The organism is Coprococcus sp. RTP21428st1_C9_RTP21428_210409, assembly GCF_040227395.1.
GTDB classification, from domain to species: Bacteria; Bacillota; Clostridia; order Lachnospirales; family Lachnospiraceae; genus Coprococcus; species Coprococcus aceti.
The window spans coordinates 22,311-41,910 of the sequence record NZ_JBEHVV010000012.1 but is presented as its reverse complement, the minus strand read 5'-3'; the positions used below and the strand labels follow the sequence as shown (position 1 = coordinate 41,910).

The window sequence follows — 19,600 nt, the reverse complement described above, 5'->3', positions numbered from 1 at the left end:
ATTTACCGGATCATCTATCCGAATATAATAGGCAGTATCCAGTGAACCCACTGGGCACTGCCCATCATGTATCCTACAGCAGATATACAAGCAGATAATAAATTATCGGTGCTGTAAATATTATGCTGTCAAATCTGTCCAATATTCCTCCGTGACCCGGAATCAGCTTTCCGTAGTCCTTGATGTCGTTATTTCTCTTTATCGCAGATGCTGCCAGATCTCCAATAACCGCCGGAAGTGCACCGACAGCGCCGACAACTGCAAAAAGTAATGGCGCATAGTTCATGGTGTCTACATACTTATCAAACAATATGCCAAACACTGCTCCGAATACACCTGCTCCAACGATACCGCCGATAAGACCCTCTATGCTCTTCTTAGGGCTGAGCACAGGTGCCATCTTGTGCTTTCCGAGGGCTCTTCCCACGAAGTAAGCACATGTATCATTTATCCATGAGCTGACAAATATCAGCAGGACAAGTACCAGTCCATGCTCCATGTTTCTTATGAGATATACAAATGACAGCATGACACTTACATAGAAGAAATCCATAAATGCCGCCATGATCTGTTTATCGCTGTATGTTGGGAATGTCAGCACATACACAGCAAGCATAACCAATAAATATACGACCATCATAGGAACAATAATGTCCATACGATCCAGGTATATGGCTATATAATACAGAACTGTCGCCAGGTAACACACGATTCCCGGAGTCTTCTTGTTCACTCCGTATACTCTGAGCAGCTCCATATTGCCCACAAGGGATACCAGAGCCATAAGGCCGCATGTTACTATCCCTCCAAAATATAATGTGATGGCCAGTATCACTACCAGAACCGCACCACTTATCACTCTCTGTTTCATTAACTAATATCCTCCGGATAACTATTTTGCATCTCCGAATCTTCTCTCTCTCTTATTGTAGTACCTCACGGCTTCTATCAGAGAATCCATGTCAAAATCAGGCCACAGTGTATCTGTGAAATAAAACTCAGAATATGCAAGCTGCCATGGGAGGAAGTTGGATGTTCTCTCCTCACCGCTTGTCCTTATTAGCAGATCAGGATCAGGCACACCCTTTGTGTCGAGATATTCCGCAAACAGGCTCTCGTCAATGTCATCCGCACTGATCTTTCCCGCATCGGCATCCTTCATGATCTTCTTCACCGCCCTGACAATCTCATCACGTCCACCGTAGTTTATCGCTATATGGAACTGAAGTCCTGTATTCCCCGCAGTCTCCCTCTCCAGCTCATCCATCTTCTGAACTATATCCTCCGGGAGGCCCTCTCGCTTACCTATGAGGTTAACCTTCATGTTGGAGTTGTTAGATCTCTCTATACTGTCAACCAGGTACTTTCTGAAAAGATTCATGATACCTGTGACTTCCTCAACAGACCTCTTCCAGTTCTCCGTGGAAAAAGCATACACTGTAAGATACTTTATTCCAAGCTTATCGCAATTTTCACATATAGCCTCTAGAGCCTTCGCACCCTCTGCGTGTCCATAGTTTCTGGGAAGAAATCTCTTCTTTGCCCATCTGCCATTTCCATCCATGATCACAGCCACGTGCTCCGGCACATTAAGTAATTCTCCGTTAATTTCTCTCTTCATATTCTCTCCGCATTCCATTTGAGGGATACATCATATCCATGATTATTATACTGTCATGATCTCCTTGGATTTTGACTCAACAGCCTTGTCGATCTGACCAACGTACTTATCTGTGAGCTTCTGGATCTTGTCCTCGTTGTCCTTGAGCTCGTCCTCGCTTATGTCTCCGTTCTTCTCCATCTTCTTGATGGCATCGTTGGCATCACGTCTGATATTTCTTATAGCGACCTTTGCGCCCTCACCCTTCTTCTTGATATCCTTGACGAGCTCTTTTCTTCTGTCCTCTGTGAGCTCTGGGAAGTTGAGGATGATGTTTCTTCCATCGTTGTTAGGTGTGATTCCAAGATCAGAATTCATGATAGCCTTCTCTATCTCCTTGACAAGTGATGGCTCCCATGGTGCGATGACCAGTGTTCTGGCCTCTGGAACAGTTATATTTGCAAGCTGCTGCATAGGTGTTGGAACTCCATAATACTCAACCTTGATCTTGTTGAGGATGTTAGGGTTCGCTCTTCCTGCTCTGATGGTAGCATACTCAGCCTCAAGATTCTCAACTGACTTCTGCATCTTCTCTTCGTACTGTGTTAACATGATTCATTCCTCCTGGATTATATATTTTTCTTATTATTTTCCCTTTTATTCCGCATTCACATATGTTCCGGTGAAACCGCCTGTAACGGCTTTCACTATGCTGTTCTCATCATTCAGGCCAAACAGCATCATAGGCATCTTGTTCTCCATGGCAAGAACTGCTGAGGCAAGATCTATTACTCCGAGCTTGTTGTCTACTATATCGCTCATCTTCATGCTATCATACTTCTTAGCGTTCGGATTGGTCTTAGGATCACTGTCATATACTCCATCGATGGCCTTACCTGAAAGAATGACATCTGCCTGAACCTCTATTGCCATAAGCACTGTCGCCATATCTGTTGAGAAATATGGATGGCCGATTCCACCTGCAAAAAATACGACATCTCCCTGCTCCATATATGCGATTGCCTTGTCCTTGTCAAAAAGCTCAGTCATATTACCACATACAAATGGTGTCATGATGTGTGTCTTTATTCCGCAGCTTCTGAAGCTGTCCGCTGTGTAGATACAGTTCATGACAGTTGCCAACATTCCTATGGAATCCGCCTTAACTCTGTCCATGTTGTCTGAGGTTCTTCCTCTCCAGAAGTTTCCTCCTCCTATTACTACACATACCTGTATTCCCTTGTCTACTATCTGCTTTACCTGATTGGACACATCTCTGACTGTCTCCTCGTCAAAACCATGTTTCTTATCACCGGCAAGAGCTTCACCGCTCATCTTGAGCAGAATTCTGTCCATCTTCATATCGCGATCCATCCTTTGTGTTCATATTTTATTATTCATATTATATATCGTCATATCCTGGCATGATAACCCATGCAGACATCTGCCTGACGACCTGATTCATTATAGCACATACCCTTTACATTTCAAAGTAAAAAAGAAAGGCACATATCACTGTGTACACGTGCATATGATATGTGCCTTGCTGTTATGCTTATTTCTGTTATATGTCACCCGACATCCTGCTTTCAGATCCCAGATATCATCAATAGCCATCAGAATAATCTGACTCCGTCGATACAATGGAATCCACATCATCCTGAACTGTAAATGTATCAAGATCGAGCTGATTCTCACAGCCTGAATCATTGATGATGTTGTAGCTTATATTCTGTACGGTAGCTGACGGTGTATAATTCATGTCGTCGAACAGGAATCTGTGAAGTGCTGTGGCATTCGTTGCGAGATCACAGGCAACGACATAGCTCACCTCATCCATGGTAGGACTGGCGATGGTAAACGGGAATCCTGTTGTAGTAGACAGCTTGTAGTTGAAGCAGGATTTTGCCATATCAATGATCTCTTCCTCTGTAAGGCTTGATGCAACATCATCCACAACCACGTTGATACAATCAAGCAGCTTGGAGATTCCTGCTGTCTTTGCCGCCTCTATCATCTTGGAGATAACTGTTCTCTGTCTCCATGTTCTTGTTATATCACCCTCATCTGTACTTCTGATTCTGGAGTAGGCTGTAGCCTGCACACCGTTCAGATGAACGACACCTGTGTCATATACATAATCTGAATAAATACCATTTACACCCATCTGCTCGTCAATACACTGGTTGAGCTTATAAAGCTCCTCCTCCTTCAGCTCTATATCAATTCCACCCAGGGCATCGATGGCTTCTGTGAGGGCTGTGAAATTGACTGCAACGTAATCTGTTATATTCAGGTCAAGGTTCTTATTTATCATATTGACAGCGCCCTGTGCTCCGCCGTATGCGTATGCATGAGCTGCCTTCTCGTATGACTGGCTGTCATTACAGAGCTCAAGGTAAGTATCTCTGTACAGTGAGAGAAGCTTGACCTCCTGTGTATCATTGTTGATGCTACAGATGATTATACTGTCTGAACGCACTCCTTCGTCAACCATGCCTGCATCTCTGGTATCTATACCAAACAATGCGATGTTGGTGTATCCTGTCATCTTCTTGACTGTTTCTTCATCCAGATCCTCATTTATATGAGTGTCCTTCAGCTCTTTGTACTGCATCTTGTTATATGTGTTGTTGATGTACGCCTTCACAAACAGAACTCCTATGACTATGGCTGCAACAACCTCGATTGCAAGTATGATTCCCCATACTCTGTTCTTTTTCTTTCTCTTCTGATCCTTCATATCCTGCTCTTCTTCCGCATATTCATCTTCATAATATTCATCATCCGATGTATAAGCTTCCTCTTCTGATGCCGCATCCTCTTCATCATCTGCGCCCGGTCCAAATGCGCTGTCGGAATAATCATCCTTTGCAATACCGGTTCTGCCATGATCATCTGAATAATCGTCGGCATCGTCATCATAATCATCTTCATCGTCAAAAAGCATCTCTCCGGCATATCTGCCCTTAACACGCTTCATATCATCGTCATCATGACCACTCATTTTATTTCCCATATTTTTCTCCTAAATATCGAATGTATCTGTCAAAATTTAACTCATATAACAATACATTTTACTACAAATATCTCATCAATTCAACGGGATACACATAATTCACACATTTTTTATACTTGATCAGTCAGCCAGGATAAACTTGTCCACCACCGGCACAAGTCCGTCCTCGTCATTTGACAATGTTATATAATCGGCATGTTCCTTCACTATGTCCTGTGCATTTGCCATGGCGACTCCCACACCGGCATACTCTATCATCGTGAGGTCATTATATCCGTCACCGCACGCCACAAGATCCTTTCTGTCCATATCAAGGACCTCAAGAAGCTTCTCAAGGGATGTTGCCTTGTGAACATTTGGCGGCATGATCTCCACAAAATATGGCTCCGAGCGGAATATGTTAAGCTGATCACCGAACTTTTCTGCAAGCTCCTGCTCTATCTTCTCCGCCTTGTCAGGATCTGCGGTAAGAAGACATTTGTTGAGAGGGAAATCGATATATTCCCTGAAGTTATCTATCCTCATGATCTCCATATGATTGATACTTGCCTCAAATGTCATGTATCCGTCTATATCAGTTCCGGTTATAACTCGGTCTCCATCGTATGTCACCATTCCGCAGCCCGCTTTCAGACAGTAATCATATATATCCCTCACCACATCATTGTCAAGCACAGCCTGATATACCACCTCACCGGTACTGTAATCGACGATCCTTCCGCCGTTGAAAGCAAGCACATATCCGCCAAATCTGTCAAGCTCTATGGTGTCTGCTATCTTCCTTATTCCAGGCAGTGGACGTCCCGATGCTATCGCAACGATATTCCCCTTCTCCTGTGCCTCTATTATTTTCTCCAGCGTTGCCGGAGTAATATCCTTCTGAGTATTTGTCAGCGTTCCGTCAATATCAAGTGCCAGTAATTTTTTACTCATTTTATCCTCCATAATGTTATAACATAATTTGCTATATATTTTCTCCTTGATGCTATATAATGTCAGAGTTAGGATGCCGTTATGCCATCCTGCCGCCCATTTCTGACTTTAGGAGAAATCACATGGATATAAACATATACGTTAATCAGAAAAAAATCAACCCTTTGTATCAGAAAGCCATCGCCGAGTACGTCAAGAGACTTTCTCCATACTGTACTCTGTCTATAGTATGTGTTGCAGGGAAAATTAAATGCACCTCAGGGAAAAACACCACAAACTACTGCATATCCGGCTCCGATACCATCTCATCTGAGGACTACGCAGCCCGCATCAACAGTCTGACTTCAAGCGGTACCTCAAAGATAAACTTCTACATAGGGTACGATGAATCACTCACAGCTGATATGGAAAATTTCTCTCTCTGTTCAGTACAGCCGTCCGCCGAGATGACTGCCCTCCTGCTGTCCGAGCAGACCTACAGGGCATACACTATCCTGAACAACATAACCTACCACAAATAATCCCTGTCAGCTCCGGCTTATGATCGCAAGCTGCTCCGCCAGCGTCACCCTTATGAGCTGATGCGGAAATGTCATATCCGACACGCTCATCCTGTAATCAGCCCTCCTCACTATATCTGCAGCAAGTCCAAGAGATCCCCCTATCACAAATGTAACCGTGTCATGTCCGCGCTCCGATGCCCTGCGGACCTGATCGGCAAGTCCTTCCGTGGTCGTCTTCTTTCCTTCTATACACAGTGCGATAACATAGTCGTCTCTCCCGATCACATGTCTCAGCCTGTCCGCCTCGGCCTCAATGATCATGGCATTTACCTTGTCGCCAGCCTTCTGAGGTATCCTCTCGTCAGGAACCTCGCATATCTCCAGACGCCCTCTCTTGTCGATCTCCTTCTTATATTCATTTAACATCTGCGTAAAATGCTGTTCCTTTATCCTGCCGACGCAGGCAATCCTGTATATCATATGAACTCCTTCAGATCAGGCCTGATCAGCCCTCATCCTGTCAAATATCTTCAGTTCTTCCTCTGTATTTTTCTGCGTGCACACACTTACTCCAATGGTGAACAGCAGACTCACTGCAAATCCAACCACGTCACCGCTGATACCCGAGTATGCCGCCAGGCTGCCTCCGTTCACAAACGGGAGATATTTCCACATAACAAATGTGAGTATTCCTGCTATTATTCCGGCATACATGCCTTTTCCGGTCGCATGCCTGTACGTCAGTGTACAGAAAAGAGGAGCCGCAAGTGCCGCCGCACACAATCCCCAGTTTTCGGCGATCATATGCTCTCTGTTGAATTCAACAAACTCTGCCACCAGGAAAATGCAGCATCCGGTCAGCACAACAACACCTATATCTATAAGAAGCTTTGCGATTCCACCGGCTCTTGAGATTGCCGGAACAAGCCCTCTTATATGTTCGCATATATTTCTCATGAACGATTCCAGCATTACGACAACCGCCGCTATAAACACCATAAGCGCGGCAAATCTGAACACATACGCATAGGTTCCCGTTCCAAGCAGCTTCTTGAGCATCAGGTTGTACACCTGGAATGAGTTCATATTTGCCCATGCCTTCTCAGGATAGAGCACCGGTACGACCAGAAGTGCCAGTATACAGCTTGAAAGTATTGTGAACCCTTCAAAGATTACAGCCCATATTCTTCCGACATCGAGCTCCTTGTTATCCCGGATATTTAAGACACCCTTGTACATCAGCGGCATGGCTATACATCCAAGTCCTACTCCCGTCATGGATATCGCACTTCCTATATCCACTGTTTTGCCATCGTAATACAGTATATTCAGATAAATGCTGGTTCCCCCTGCAAGCCTTGATCTCCTGTAATTGTCAAGTATCTCCCTCGCATCCATCCTGTAAAATACCAGTCCGATCATCGTCAGACATACGATTATAACCATTATGAACACTATTGTCTTGATTATTCCCATCAGCTTATTGTCAACCAGTATGGTGGCAAGGATGAGAAATGACACTATGATGGCAAGGCTTATGCTCTCCGGCATGTCCATAAAATAGGCGACAACCGATACGATAACCTTGAGAACAGACACAAGTATCAGGCCAAGCGTCACTATCCATATGACGGACACCAGATCTTTCAACTTCCATGACCCATATCTTGCTGCGAACAGCTCCGGAGCATTGTGTATCTTTTTAGGGGATATCTCAGCATACGAATTCATACGCTTTGACAGAAATATCCATCCGACAACATTGCCCACGAACAATCCCATGGCCACAAGGCACTGTCCTGCACCATGTATTACTATATTAATAGGCAGCAGAAATATGACCCACAATATTACATCATTGGCGCATACCTGCCCTGCGGTGGACACACCGCCACAGTTCTGCCTTTTGATTCCAAATACTCTCTTATCACTAAAAACAGACATGTATCAGCCACTCCATTCTTTTATCTGAATCTTCGTTATCATTTTTATATAATATACCCTGCTCATTCTACCACAGTTGAAGTTTTGCCGCCACCATCATATTTATTGTGACATTTGCCGAAATGTTACCATCAATTGCATTATTTTTTCAATAGTACAAAAACTAGTGATGTGTTATAATCTGAATCGTATGGGATTTTACATATTTATTACATATTTTTTACCTGTCAGAAACACAGGTAAAATTCATTTTACTCAGGAGGGCTATAATTTTGGATTTATTTTCTATTTTAACATTGCTCGGAGGCGTAGGTTTATTTCTGTTCGGAATGAATCTCATGGGTGCCTCGCTGAAGAATCTCGCCGGTGGCAGTCTGGAAAAGGTTCTTGAGAAACTTACAACCGGAAAAAATCAGTTTACGGGAACTATCAAGGGTTTTACACTCGGTACAGCCGTAACAGCCATCATTCAGAGTTCGGCAGCAACGACCATCATGCTCATCGGCTTTGTAAATGCCGGAATCATGAAGCTTGGGCAGGCCATACCTGTCGTGTTTGGTGCCAACATCGGTAGTACCGCGACCGCACAGATCCTTCGTCTTGGAGATCTTGCGGAGACTAATATTCTTCTTAAACTTTTAAAACCGTCATCATTTGCTCCTATCCTTATATGTATAGGTGCATTTATCATACTATTTACAAATAACAACAAGAAACGTGATATTGCAAGTATTCTTGTTGGTCTTGGAATCCTCTTTCTCGGCATGAATACCATGGAGGGTGTATTTGCGCCACTTAAGGAATCAGAGAGCTTCCAGAATCTGTTCACATCGTTTAATAACCCATTACTTGGTATTTTAATAGGACTTGTGCTCACAGCCATCATACAGAGTTCATCTGCATCAGTAGGTATACTCCAGGCCATTTCGTCCACAGGCGTCGTTACATACGGAACAGCCATTCCTATCATTATCGGTCAGAACATCGGTAAGTGTATGACCATTATCCTCGGGGGAATCGGTGCGAACAAGAAGGCAAAGAGAGTTTCTCTCTCATATCTTCTCTTTAACATATTCGGAGCTGTGTTCTTTGTTATTGTCATATACGGACTTCAGCTTTTCATAGACATGCCTTTCATGGACAAGGTCGTAAACCGTGGTAACATTGCAAACGTCCACTTCCTGTTCAACTTTATCATAAGCCTGATACTTCTGCCATTCTCCAATCAGGTGGCAAAACTTACAGGAAAGATCATCAGGGACGACGAGGAGTCCAAGATCGACAAAGAGCTCGCCACACTGGATCCGAGACTTATCGCTACCCCTTCCATCGCTATTTCACAGGCAAGAAATGTCATGTTTGCCATGGCTGACTGCATAAGAGAGAACTTTGCAATAGCATGCAGACTCATCAGTGATTTCAATGAAGAAGATGCCGCCAAACTCGAGGAGAATGAGGATTTCATAGACAAATGTGAGAGCTCACTCAACAACTTCCTCCTCAAGGTAACATCACAGAACAACATGTCCAGATCCGAACGACTTGATGTGTCTGAGCTTCTGAACAGTCTGAGTGATATGGAAAGGATTGGTGACCACTGTGAGAATCTTCTCGTTGTATCGAGAAATATAATAGATCAGAAGATAAACTTCTCAGATCAGGGAATGAATGAAATCCAGACAGCGCTCAAGGCGACTAACAATATTATTGATATGACTCTGAACGCCTTCAAGGAGGACGATCTTCAGGCAATATCAAGAATAGAGCCACTTGCACAGACCATCAGCGAGATAACAGAGCTTATAAAGGATCACCACGTTGTGAGACTTCAGATGGGCGAATGTGGTATCCCTGGAGGATTTGCACTGGTTGACATTCTCACAAGTCTTGACAGGATCGGAAGCCACTGTAAGAACATCGGCCTTCACATTGCCAAGAAGATCAGGGGTATCCATATGGACGAGATGCACGGACACATCTACATCACCGGATACAAGACATCTGAGGAATACAAGGCTCTGTATGCATATTATTCATCCATGTATGCCGATCCGATAACAGAAGGCTTTGATGCCAGCATCCGCGAACTCCGTGAATTAACAACACCTGATGAACCTGATAACAAAGCTAAGGTTTCCGGCGAGGAGCAAAAGAATGAGTCAAAGAACGACCAGAAGTCCGACCAGAAGAAAAAGTCATCAGCAAAAAACAAAGTAGCCGACAGGCACGAAAAGATAAAAGAAAAGATAAACGAGAAATATCCTGAAAAGGGTAAAAAGAACTCCAAGAAAAAGTAAAGGAATATAACAAACTGCTATGCGAAAAAGCTCTGCACAGATAATACACTGTGCAGAGCTTTTTCGTTATATTTATATTGTAGTTTATATGCCTGGTCTTTTAAAACATATCAGTCACGGCTGTAATTGACGATCATATAGCCATCTTCTATCTCTATCCTTGCATCCTCCGATACAACCCGGTTGCTCACTCCAAGGCTGTCTCCTATCTCAAATGTACGATTCTCCACGTTGTATTCAAACCCTGTAAGTGTTACCCCCGTGACGCATCCACCGTACGGTATAAAAGATATATAATCGTATCCCTCTAGCCGGCTTATTCCGGCACTGGAATTTATCATGGTTATTACATTATGGTCATCCTCTATATACGCATTTACGCCTTTATCCGCACATTCCTTGAGTAGCCCTATGTTTGCCATTGTGTGATCAAGTCTTGTTCCTGTGGCCCCCAATATATAAATATCCGTAGCACCTTCCTCCATGGCATGCATGATGGCTACATGAGTATCCGTGAAGTCCTTGTGTGTGTCCAGATCAACAAACTGTATGGAGTGCATCTTTTTAGCCATCTTCCTGTACACGCCCACAGTCACCTTGCTGGCTGAATCGAAGTCACCCACGATCACATCCGGTACTATTCCTATCTTATTGCAGGTCTCTATACCCTTGTCCACAGCTATCACTCTGCTGCTTTCAAGGTGTCTGTCCATGATTTCCTGAAGTGAATACAGATCAACTCTGCCTCCGGATATTATAATATAACTCTTCATATCACTATTTGCCCTTTATTATCTATGCCTCATATTTCTCAAATACTTTGAGAAAGCTGCAGCTGTTCTCATAAGCATCTCCGCCAAATACCGCAGAACCGGCAACTATGACATTTGCACCAGCTTCTATGACGTCACCCACATTCTTCAGATTGACTCCACCATCCACCTCTATATTGAGCTCAAGGCCTCTGTCATCTGCCATTTTTCTGACCTCAGCCACCTTTCTGAGTGCTGAAGGAATAAATGACTGTCCGCCGAATCCCGGATTGACACTCATAACAAGTACCATATCCAGATCGTCTATCACATAGTCAAGCACTGATACAGGAGTTGCCGGATTGAGTGCCACTCCGGCCTTCATTCCAAGCTCATGTATCCTGGCAACGGTTCTGTGCAGATGCTTACAGCTCTCTGCATGTACGGTTACCCAGTCAGCACCTGCCTTCTTGAAATCCTCAAGATATCTGTCCGGCTCCTCTATCATGAGATGCACGTCAAATATCATGTTCGTCTCTTTTCTGAGACACTTTATGACAGGCGCACCAAATGATATGTTCGGAACAAACGCACCGTCCATAACGTCAAGGTGCAGCGCAGGAACTTTCGCTCTGTCAAGCTCCGCAATGCCGTCCGCAATATGTGCAAAATCAACTGACAATAATGAAGGTGAAAGAATTATCATTACCATTTCCTCTTTTCTTTTAAGTCGTTATATATCATTACATAATCTTCGTATCTTATACGGCTTATCTCTCCGTCCGCAACCGCCTGCTTTACCAGACAATCCGGCTCACTGACATGATTGCACATGTTGAATCTGCACTCTCCCGTATATGCCGCAATATCCGGGAAATACTCCTTGAGATCCTCCGCCTCTATGGAATCAACATAGAGCGATGAAAAGCCCGGTGTGTCCATAATATATGTCCTGCCGCCAATGTGCATGAGCTCAGAATGTCTCGTGGTGTGCTTGCCACGCTTTATCTTGTCACTTATAGCGCCTGTCTGGGCCTCCGCCTCTGGCTTGATCGCATTGAGAGTAGACGACTTGCCGACTCCCGATGGCCCCGCAAACACCGTTGTGCGGTCTTTTATGATCTCCCTGAGCCTGTCTATGCCCTCGCCTTCCCTGGCGCTTATAAAGATTGTCTCATACCCGCTCTTGCTGTATGATCTGCAAGCCTCCATATTGTCCGGCGAAAGATCCGTCTTGTTAAAACAAATGATAGTCTCAACACCGCTTTTCTCCATGCTGACAAGGAATCTGTCAAGCAGGTTAAAGTTCGGCTCAGGCTCGCTCACGGCAAATATTATGATCGTCTGATCCACATTTGCCACAGCAGGTCTTATTAAAGAGTTAAATCTAGGCAATATCTCAACGATATTACCTAGATTGTTCTCAGGATCAAGTATCTCTATATTCACATTATCTCCGACAAGGGGCTTGATCTTTTTGTTTCTGAAGATGCCCTTCGCCTTACATTCGTACAAATGTCCATCCTCGGCGTCTATATAATAGAATCCACCGATTCCTTTGATTATCTTTCCTGATATGATCTCTGCCACTACTAATTACTCTCCTGTGTAAATGTAGCGGACAAACCGCCCGTGTTAAAGCTTGATGTGACATCTATTCCCTCTGAATCCGTGATGGTCACAGAGAATGATCCCTGGTTGCTCTCAAGTCCTGTAGGACCCTCAACTCCATCTATATTGATAGGGAAGTCTCCTGCACCAGCCTTGCCGCTGTATACAGAGAATGTCTGTCTGCCTATTGTGTATGAGATGTCAACTGTCACACTTCCAAATGTATCAAAATCAAACTCTATATTCGATATTGAACCGCTGAAAGATACAGAGTATGTAACCTTCTGAGGTCCCTTACTGACAACATATGACACGGTAGTTCCCTCGTCAACCTCAGTGTTGACCTCAGGATCCTGTGATATTACCTGGCCTTCCTTCACATCATCGCTGTACTCATAGCTTGGATTGCCTACCAGGTTGACCTCCTGAAGCTTAGCTGCTGCATCTGCCTCAGACCTACCCTTGAGGTTAGGAACTGCGATCTTCTTAGTCTCCTTACCGTTACTGATGATTATCTTGACTGTTGAGCCCTCCTCAACCTCTGTTCCGGCAACAGGATCTGAGGATATTACATGATCCTTCTCAACATTATCATCGTACGCATAGCCATGTGTTACCTTAAGTCCTGCCTCCTCGAGCAATGTTGTGGCCTGACTGTCCTCATATCCGAGAACATTCGGCACCTTGGTCTTTTCCTTGCCAGATGACACGTAAATAGTTATCTGTGTATCCTTTGTTATGGATGTTCCATCATCTATACTCTGTGATATTACATAGCCCTTCTCAACTGTGGCATCTGTCTTCTCCACAAATGTATAGTTGGTGAAGCCATTCTTCTTCATCTGCTCCTCAGCCGCAGTCTTATACAGACCTACTACATTGACCATAGGTACTGTCTCCTGTGCAGTTGTGTCGTTCGATCCCTCTGTGGTTATGACATCGGTGCTTTCCTCCGTCTTACCCTTACCGCCCAGAATATTCCAGCCGGCTATCTTGCCTATGAGAAGTATGGCAAGTATGGCAAGAACCACCGCGATGGCAATACTTGATACCATGATTATCTTCTTAAGTCTTGGATCAAGCTCCTCTTCTCCATCGTATTCCTGCTCCTGTTCTCCATCATCTGCCACTGACTCGTCCGTATCATCCTCTTCATCGTCGTCATCTGGGAACAGATCGTCGAACTGTGACGGCGGCATAACTGGCACGTTAGCCTTGATCTCTGACGTTCTCGGACTTACAGGTGGAACCTCCGTAGTATCTGCCTTATCGACCTGTCTTCTGGTCTTGATCATCTCCATCTCCTGCTTTGTCATCTCAATGGTAGGGGATGTAGGAACGCTGGTCTTAGGCACTACTATACAATCTATATTAGGATTCTCTTTTACTCTGTTGAGATCAGCTATAAGCGCATTTGCTGTGAGATATCGTCTCTCCGGCTTCTTCTGTGTACACTTTCTTATGATCTTCTCAAGGCTTGTAGGTATATCCGGGTAATACTCCCTAGGTGATACCATCTCGCCCTGAATGTGCATCAGCGCTATAGCCACATTGTTCTCGCCTTCAAATGGAACATGTCCTGTGAGCATCTCATACATGGTGATACCGAGTGAATAAATATCACTTCTCTCATCTGAGAATCCGCCCCTTGCCTGCTCCGGTGATATGTAGTGAACACTGCCCATCGCATTTGTCGTGGTCGTGCTTGACGATGCGGCTCTTGCGATTCCGAAATCAGTAACCTTCAGCGTGCCGTTGTTCGACATGATGATGTTCTGAGGCTTTATATCTCTGTGTATCGTGTGATGCTCATGGGCTGCCTGAAGTCCCTGGGCTATCTGTATGGCAAAATCAATCGCCTGCATAGGCTCTATTCTACCGTGGGCCTGTATATATTCCTTGAGGGTGGTTCCCTCCACAAGCTCCATTACTATATAATATATTCCGTTGTCCTCACCGACATCGTATACATTCACAATATTAGGATGTGACAGCCCCGCCGCAGACTGGGCCTCTATCCTGAACTTTGTAACAAAATTAACGTCTGAGCTGAACTCAGGCTTAAGCACCTTTATGGCAACATATCTGTTTAACACATGACATTTTGCCTTATATACCTCTGACATACCGCCAGATCCAACCAATTCTATGATCTCATAACGACCGCTGAGCATCGTTCCCGGATTTAACATACCAATTTATTCCTCCCAATCTATCGCAGCTACAACGGCAGATATATTGTCCTTGCCGCCGTAGTAATTCGCTCTCTCCACCAGCTTCTCACCGACTGTCTTAAGATCATCCGACTCTGATACAATGTCCCGAATCTCGTCGTCCTCTATCATGTTCGACAAACCATCAGAACATAGAAGGATCTTATCATCCGCTGAAAGTTCTACTTCAAAGAAATCCGGAACCACATCATCACCTATTCCAAGTGCTCGGGTTATAATGTTCTTCTCTGGATGATTCCGTCCCTTATTCCTGTCGAGCTGACCATTCCTTATCAGCTCCTCAACCAATGAGTGATCAAGTGTGACCTGTCTTATCTCATTGTTAACTATATATAATCTGCTGTCACCTATATTCGCGACATACATGATTCCATCATCGATCACTGCAGCTACAAATGTCGTTCCCATACCTGCGTAATCCTCCGGATTGCTGAGCGCAAGCTTATACACCTTGTCATTGGCATATATTATCGCCCTCTTGAGCAGCGATACAGGATTGCTTATCTCGCTTTCACTTATATATTCAACTGCGGCTTCAATCGCCGTTCTGGATGCAACGTCCCCGGCCTTATGACCGCCCATGCCATCCGCAACTATGTACAGATTGCTGATAGCCCCTATTGGCTCATCTGTATAAAATATGCTGTCCTGATTCATGGAACGCTTTTTTCCAACATCTGTTATTCCAAATGATTTCATATATTCTCTCCATCAGCCTAAAATATTATCTGATACGCCACCTTGCCTATTTTAGCACAACACATAAAAAAGAACAAGACGAACTATTTATCCGTCTTGTTCTCCTCCTCATATTTACGGCGGAGCTGTCCGCACGCTGCGTCTATGTCACGCCCCATGCTTCTTCGCACCGTAGCTGTTATCTGGTTTCTTTCCAGAATATTTTTGAAATTCTCAATGGCGCTGTTATCCGCCCTCTCGTAATCCCTCTCCTTGATCGGATTTACGGGAATGAGGTTCACATGGCAGTTTCTTCCCCTTATGAGACGCGCCAGCTCGCATGCCTTCTCAGGGCTGTCATTCTGCCCTTTTACAAGAGAATACTCAAATGTTATCCTCCTGCCCGTCCTGTCAAAGTAATAATCACAGGCGTCCAGAACCTCTGCAATGCTGTATCTGTTGGCTATCGGCATGAGTGCCCTTCTGTCCTCGTCATTTGGCGCGTGAAGCGACAATGCAAATGTAATGGAAAGCCCCATATCCGCAAGCCTCTTTATCTCAGGCACTAAACCGCAGCTCGACACTGTGACATTTCTCTGGCTTATGTTCAGTCCATTCTCGTCCGTCAGCATCTCTATGAACCTGACAAGATTGTCAAAGTTATCCAGCGGCTCTCCTGTTCCCATCACGACCACATTTGACACACGCTCACCTGTTATCTTCTGGATGCTGTATATCTGTGACAGCATCTCAGACGCTGTGAGATTCCTCACCAGCCCGCCTATGGTCGATGCACAGAACCTGCAGCCCATACGGCAGCCCACCTGGGATGATATGCACACGGAATTGCCATGCTTGTACTTCATGAGCACGCTCTCTATGACATTCCCATCATGGAGTCTGAACAGGAATTTATTTGTGCCGTCATCCTCTGAAATGAGTCTGGTGACAACGCTCACACCATATATTCCATATTCATCCATCTTCTCTCTGAGGCTTTTCGGCAGATTGGTCATCTCCTCCGTTCCGTCCGCAAGCTTCACATGAAACCACTGATATATCTGCTTCGCCCTGAATGCCGGCTGACCGGCACCGATGACCCAGTTCCTGAGTTCTTCCATATTCATTGATTTCAGATCCGGCTGTCTAATATCCTTATCTTCTCTATCCTTTACTTCCATACTCTGTCCAATCTTTTATACATGTTCTATCTATTTTGTACGCACGAACTTCGATATGAAAAATCCATCACACTCATCTACTCCCTGTAACAGAGTTACATATCCTTTATCGCCGCCGTGCCCCGGTACGATCTCATCTATACTCACAGTCTCAAAATCATGATTTTCCACAAACCACTTAACATTGTTCTGATTCTCCTTGCTGTCTATAGTACATGTCGAATACACCAGTGTGCCACCCGTTTTCACATATCTGGATACAGTGTCAAGAATATCCCTTTGAAGCTGTGCCAGCTCGTCTATGCTGTCACCTGTCACATTGTACTTGATATCGTTCTTCCTGCCCATTATGCCAAGTCCCGAACACGGAAGGTCTGCTATTACCACATCAGCCTTTCCGACAAGGTTCTCATCAAGGTCTCTCGCATCCCATGCCTCGACAGTGACATTTGTCAGTCCAAGTCTGTCCACGTTCTCCTCTATGAGCTCCGTCTTGTTCTCGGTGAGATCCCTTGAGATAACCCTTCCTGTCTGTCCCGCAAGACTTGCGGCATACATGGTTTTGCCGCCCGGTGCTGCACACACATCCACCACCAGATCTCCATTCTGTATACCTGCTGCCCTTACAGCCAGACACGAACTCTGATCCTGTACAACAAATTCTCCATCCATGAATCCTGGGATCCTTCTGACATAATCATATCCCTTTATAAGAAGTGATGTGTCATTCAGGCTTCCTCGCACTGTCTCTATTCCAGCGGCCTCCAGCTTCCTCTCGACTTCATCAACGCTTATCCTGTCTGTATTCACCCTTATGGATGTCGGACGCATTTCGTAGCTGCTTCCGAGTATCCTGTCCACCGTTTCGCTGTCATAGTCCTGCAACAGTATCTCCACAAGCTCCACAGGAACTGAATATTCAACCGAATAGTATTCCAAAGGTGATGTGTTCTTATCAGGATATTTTATACCATCCCTGTTTCTTGCGATATTTCTGAGCACTCCGTTGACAAAGCCTCTGAGGCTTCCAAATCCATGATCCACCGCCAGCTTCACCGACAGGTTGCAGGCAGCCGAATCCGGAACAGAGTCCATAAAGAACAGCTCGTAAGTTCCCATCCTGAGGACGCATCTTATGAGCGGCTTGCACTTGTTCACCTTTGTTTTGGAGAACTGGTTTATTATGTAGTCCAGCTTTATCCTCTGCTCTGTGACTCCCTCGACCATTCTCGTGATGTACGCCCTGTCCTGTTTGCTCATGAACTGGTTGGCGCGGAGTGCCGTTCCAAGTGCTATATTTGAAAATGTATGATTTTTCTCTATGTCCAGTAATGTGGTCAGAACCACCTCTCGAGTCTTTGTATCCATTCTACCTCTGTCCATTCTTCATCAGATATATTTGATCAGATGTGCTCTCCGGCTGTGAGTTTATTGCCCGCAAGGAACGCCGCCGCATCCATAGGCTTCTTGCCCTCAGGCTGCAATCTTGTTATCTGGAGTGCATCCTGTCCACACGCTATGGCAAATGTCTTCTTGGTCACCATGGTTATCTCACCCGGTGCAATGCCATCCTCACGGCTCACTACCTTTGCCCCATATATCTTGACATTCTTGCCGCCTATCCTTGTGTATGCACAAGGCCATGGCTGAAGGCCTCTCACAAGTCTCTCTATCTTCTCTGCCGGCTCACTGAAATCTATATCTCCCATACCCTTGTTCAACATGGAAGCGTAACAGCTCAGGCTGTCATCCTGAGGTGTCCGGACCGCAGTTCCATTCTCAAGCTTTTCAAGGGTTGACAGTATAAGCTGCGCACCGCTTGCCGCAAGCTTGTCCGTCAATGTCTCTCCAGTGTCATCGTCACCGATAGACACAATCGAATGTTCTATCATATCTCCGGTATCAAGTCCCTTTGCCATGTACATGGTGGTGACTCCGGTCTCCTTCTCGCCGTCAATGATCGCCCACTCGATAGGCGCCGCACCGCGGTACTTCGGGAGCAACGATGCATGGATATTGACACATCCGTACTTCGGAATATTGAGTATGCTCTCAGGAAGTATCTGGCCATATGCTGCCACAACTATCACATCAGGTGCATACTCTCTGATGATGTCCACGTTCTCCTGCTCACGGAGCTTCACCGGCTGATATACCGGAATATCATATTCCATTGCCTGTACCTTCACCGGTGTCGGTTGAAGCTTTTTGCTCCTTCCCTTTGCCTTGTCCGGCTGCGTAAAGCATGCCACAACGTCATGTCCCGCTTCCACTATGGATACAAGTGCGTGCACGGCAAAATCAGGGGTTCCCATATATATAACTCTCATCTGCATGTCCTCCTTGTTATAGGTTAAGTATCTCTTAATTCTGCTCTACCTCGTGAAGGCCATCCTCGACAAGATCCTTGTAGAGCTTTCCGTCAAGATGATCAAGCTCGTGGCAGATAGCTCTCGCCAGAAGTCCCTCTCCCTCGACTGTAAACTCCTCCATATTCTCGTCAAATGCCTTGCATATTACATGCATAGGTCTTGTAACTGTTCCAAATTTTCCAGGAAGGCTGAGGCATCCCTCCTCACCTGTCTGCTCTCCGTCTGATTCTGTTATCACAGGATTTATAAGACAGAGTGGATTGTCATCGCCGACATCGATAACAACTATCCTCTTGAGGATTCCAACCTGAGGTGCGGCAAGTCCAACTCCATTTGCCTCATACATGGTATCAAACATGTCATCTATGAGTGTAAGTGTTCTGTCATCCATCTTCTCAACCGGTCTGCACACCTTTCTGAGTATGTCATCTCCGTCATATCTTATATTTCTTATCGCCATGTCCACAAATCTCCTT

Annotated in this window: 19 protein-coding genes; 2 read left to right on the top strand and 17 right to left on the bottom strand. The window is 45.0% G+C overall.

Going from position 1 to position 19,600, the window contains the following annotated elements:
• Window positions 1-73 precede the first annotated feature (73 nt).
• The 6 genes from ABUA34_RS04160 to ABUA34_RS04135 all read right to left on the bottom strand — a co-directional run bounded on the left by ABUA34_RS04160 (window position 74) and on the right by ABUA34_RS04135 (window position 5,552).
• On the bottom strand, window positions 74-871 hold the full coding sequence (locus tag ABUA34_RS04160) for a phosphatidate cytidylyltransferase (RefSeq protein WP_055224113.1): 798 nt from the start codon (window positions 869-871) through the stop codon (window positions 74-76).
• Between the two features lie 21 nt (window positions 872-892).
• Window positions 893-1,621, bottom strand: a complete 729-nt coding sequence (uppS, locus tag ABUA34_RS04155) for an undecaprenyl pyrophosphate synthase (RefSeq protein WP_055224115.1) — start codon at window positions 1,619-1,621, stop codon at window positions 893-895.
• A 45-nt stretch (window positions 1,622-1,666) separates the two neighbouring features.
• Window positions 1,667-2,212 carry a ribosome recycling factor gene (gene frr / locus ABUA34_RS04150; RefSeq protein ID WP_015534829.1) on the bottom strand — a complete coding sequence of 182 codons (546 nt, stop codon included), beginning with the start codon at window positions 2,210-2,212 and terminating at the stop codon, window positions 1,667-1,669.
• A 45-nt stretch (window positions 2,213-2,257) separates the two neighbouring features.
• Window positions 2,258-2,956, bottom strand: a complete 699-nt coding sequence (pyrH, locus tag ABUA34_RS04145) for a UMP kinase (protein ID WP_055145001.1) — start codon at window positions 2,954-2,956, stop codon at window positions 2,258-2,260.
• A gap of 250 nt (window positions 2,957-3,206) precedes the next feature.
• Window positions 3,207-4,619 (bottom strand): LCP family protein, encoded by a 1,413-nt coding sequence (locus ABUA34_RS04140; protein ID WP_022216776.1) that lies wholly within the window; start codon window positions 4,617-4,619, stop codon window positions 3,207-3,209.
• Between the two features lie 120 nt (window positions 4,620-4,739).
• The gene (locus ABUA34_RS04135; protein ID WP_022216777.1) at window positions 4,740-5,552 is read right to left on the bottom strand and encodes a Cof-type HAD-IIB family hydrolase; all 813 of its coding nucleotides are present in this window, start codon (window positions 5,550-5,552) and stop codon (window positions 4,740-4,742) included.
• A gap of 122 nt (window positions 5,553-5,674) precedes the next feature.
• Here ABUA34_RS04135 and ABUA34_RS04130 point away from each other — a divergent pair, with 122 nt between their 5' ends.
• On the top strand, window positions 5,675-6,073 hold the full coding sequence (locus ABUA34_RS04130; RefSeq protein WP_015534825.1) for a 23S rRNA (pseudouridine(1915)-N(3))-methyltransferase RlmH: 399 nt from the start codon (window positions 5,675-5,677) through the stop codon (window positions 6,071-6,073).
• A gap of 6 nt (window positions 6,074-6,079) precedes the next feature.
• On the opposite strand, the gene ABUA34_RS04125 is transcribed toward ABUA34_RS04130, so the two are convergent.
• Window positions 6,080-6,535 carry a 23S rRNA (pseudouridine(1915)-N(3))-methyltransferase RlmH gene (locus tag ABUA34_RS04125; RefSeq protein WP_015534824.1) on the bottom strand — a complete coding sequence of 152 codons (456 nt, stop codon included), beginning with the start codon at window positions 6,533-6,535 and terminating at the stop codon, window positions 6,080-6,082.
• Between the two features lie 15 nt (window positions 6,536-6,550).
• The gene (locus ABUA34_RS04120; RefSeq protein WP_055224119.1) at window positions 6,551-7,999 is read right to left on the bottom strand and encodes an SLC5/6 family protein; all 1,449 of its coding nucleotides are present in this window, start codon (window positions 7,997-7,999) and stop codon (window positions 6,551-6,553) included.
• 272 nt (window positions 8,000-8,271) lie between these two features.
• Between ABUA34_RS04120 and ABUA34_RS04115 the strand changes: the two genes are divergently transcribed.
• The gene (locus ABUA34_RS04115; protein WP_238050233.1) at window positions 8,272-10,296 is read left to right on the top strand and encodes a Na/Pi cotransporter family protein; all 2,025 of its coding nucleotides are present in this window, start codon (window positions 8,272-8,274) and stop codon (window positions 10,294-10,296) included.
• Between the two features lie 110 nt (window positions 10,297-10,406).
• On the opposite strand, the gene ABUA34_RS04110 is transcribed toward ABUA34_RS04115, so the two are convergent.
• The 9 genes from ABUA34_RS04110 to def form a co-directional block, all read right to left on the bottom strand.
• A complete protein-coding gene (locus tag ABUA34_RS04110; RefSeq protein WP_349822883.1) occupies window positions 10,407-11,069 on the bottom strand; it encodes a thiamine diphosphokinase in 663 nt (220 codons plus the stop codon).
• A 22-nt stretch (window positions 11,070-11,091) separates the two neighbouring features.
• The gene (rpe, locus tag ABUA34_RS04105) at window positions 11,092-11,754 is read right to left on the bottom strand and encodes a ribulose-phosphate 3-epimerase (protein WP_117549067.1); all 663 of its coding nucleotides are present in this window, start codon (window positions 11,752-11,754) and stop codon (window positions 11,092-11,094) included.
• A complete protein-coding gene (gene rsgA, locus ABUA34_RS04100) occupies window positions 11,754-12,626 on the bottom strand; it encodes a ribosome small subunit-dependent GTPase A (RefSeq protein WP_117549456.1) in 873 nt (290 codons plus the stop codon). Before rsgA ends, rpe begins: the two co-directional genes overlap by 1 nt.
• Window positions 12,627-12,640: 14 nt before the next feature.
• Entirely contained in the window at window positions 12,641-14,851 is a 2,211-nt protein-coding gene (pknB, locus tag ABUA34_RS04095; RefSeq protein WP_349822882.1) for a Stk1 family PASTA domain-containing Ser/Thr kinase, read from the bottom strand.
• A 6-nt stretch (window positions 14,852-14,857) separates the two neighbouring features.
• Window positions 14,858-15,592 (bottom strand): Stp1/IreP family PP2C-type Ser/Thr phosphatase, encoded by a 735-nt coding sequence (locus ABUA34_RS04090; protein ID WP_015534819.1) that lies wholly within the window; start codon window positions 15,590-15,592, stop codon window positions 14,858-14,860.
• An 83-nt stretch (window positions 15,593-15,675) separates the two neighbouring features.
• The gene (gene rlmN / locus ABUA34_RS04085; protein ID WP_055144700.1) at window positions 15,676-16,752 is read right to left on the bottom strand and encodes a dual-specificity RNA methyltransferase RlmN; all 1,077 of its coding nucleotides are present in this window, start codon (window positions 16,750-16,752) and stop codon (window positions 15,676-15,678) included.
• 30 nt (window positions 16,753-16,782) lie between these two features.
• A complete protein-coding gene (gene rsmB, locus ABUA34_RS04080; RefSeq protein ID WP_349822881.1) occupies window positions 16,783-18,135 on the bottom strand; it encodes a 16S rRNA (cytosine(967)-C(5))-methyltransferase RsmB in 1,353 nt (450 codons plus the stop codon).
• A gap of 20 nt (window positions 18,136-18,155) precedes the next feature.
• A complete protein-coding gene (gene fmt / locus ABUA34_RS04075) occupies window positions 18,156-19,082 on the bottom strand; it encodes a methionyl-tRNA formyltransferase (RefSeq protein ID WP_022216784.1) in 927 nt (308 codons plus the stop codon).
• A gap of 34 nt (window positions 19,083-19,116) precedes the next feature.
• A complete protein-coding gene (def, locus tag ABUA34_RS04070) occupies window positions 19,117-19,584 on the bottom strand; it encodes a peptide deformylase (RefSeq protein ID WP_015534815.1) in 468 nt (155 codons plus the stop codon).
• Window positions 19,585-19,600: the final 16 nt, after the last annotated feature.

Bases quoted from the DNA above. Each gene is read 5' to 3' on its own strand.
- ABUA34_RS04120 (WP_055224119.1), bottom strand. From the start codon at position 7,999: ATGTCTGTTTTTAGTGATAAGAGAGTATTTGGAATCAAAAGGCAGAAC.
- def (WP_015534815.1), bottom strand. From the start codon at position 19,584: ATGGCGATAAGAAATATAAGATATGACGGAGATGACATACTCAGAAAG.
- ABUA34_RS04110 (WP_349822883.1), bottom strand. From the start codon at position 11,069: ATGAAGAGTTATATTATAATATCCGGAGGCAGAGTTGATCTGTATTCA.
- fmt (WP_022216784.1), bottom strand. From the start codon at position 19,082: ATGAGAGTTATATATATGGGAACCCCTGATTTTGCCGTGCACGCACTT.
- pyrH (WP_055145001.1), bottom strand. From the start codon at position 2,956: ATGGACAGAATTCTGCTCAAGATGAGCGGTGAAGCTCTTGCCGGTGAT.
- rpe (WP_117549067.1), bottom strand. From the start codon at position 11,754: ATGATAATTCTTTCACCTTCATTATTGTCAGTTGATTTTGCACATATT.
- ABUA34_RS04160 (WP_055224113.1), bottom strand. From the start codon at position 871: ATGAAACAGAGAGTGATAAGTGGTGCGGTTCTGGTAGTGATACTGGCC.
- frr (WP_015534829.1), bottom strand. From the start codon at position 2,212: ATGTTAACACAGTACGAAGAGAAGATGCAGAAGTCAGTTGAGAATCTT.
- rsmB (WP_349822881.1), bottom strand. From the start codon at position 18,135: ATGGACAGAGGTAGAATGGATACAAAGACTCGAGAGGTGGTTCTGACC.
- ABUA34_RS04140 (WP_022216776.1), bottom strand. From the start codon at position 4,619: ATGGGAAATAAAATGAGTGGTCATGATGACGATGATATGAAGCGTGTT.
- pknB (WP_349822882.1), bottom strand. From the start codon at position 14,851: ATGTTAAATCCGGGAACGATGCTCAGCGGTCGTTATGAGATCATAGAA.
- uppS (WP_055224115.1), bottom strand. From the start codon at position 1,621: ATGAAGAGAGAAATTAACGGAGAATTACTTAATGTGCCGGAGCACGTG.
- ABUA34_RS04130 (WP_015534825.1), top strand. From the start codon at position 5,675: ATGGATATAAACATATACGTTAATCAGAAAAAAATCAACCCTTTGTAT.
- rlmN (WP_055144700.1), bottom strand. From the start codon at position 16,752: ATGGAAGTAAAGGATAGAGAAGATAAGGATATTAGACAGCCGGATCTG.
- ABUA34_RS04090 (WP_015534819.1), bottom strand. From the start codon at position 15,592: ATGAAATCATTTGGAATAACAGATGTTGGAAAAAAGCGTTCCATGAAT.
- ABUA34_RS04125 (WP_015534824.1), bottom strand. From the start codon at position 6,535: ATGATATACAGGATTGCCTGCGTCGGCAGGATAAAGGAACAGCATTTT.
- ABUA34_RS04135 (WP_022216777.1), bottom strand. From the start codon at position 5,552: ATGAGTAAAAAATTACTGGCACTTGATATTGACGGAACGCTGACAAAT.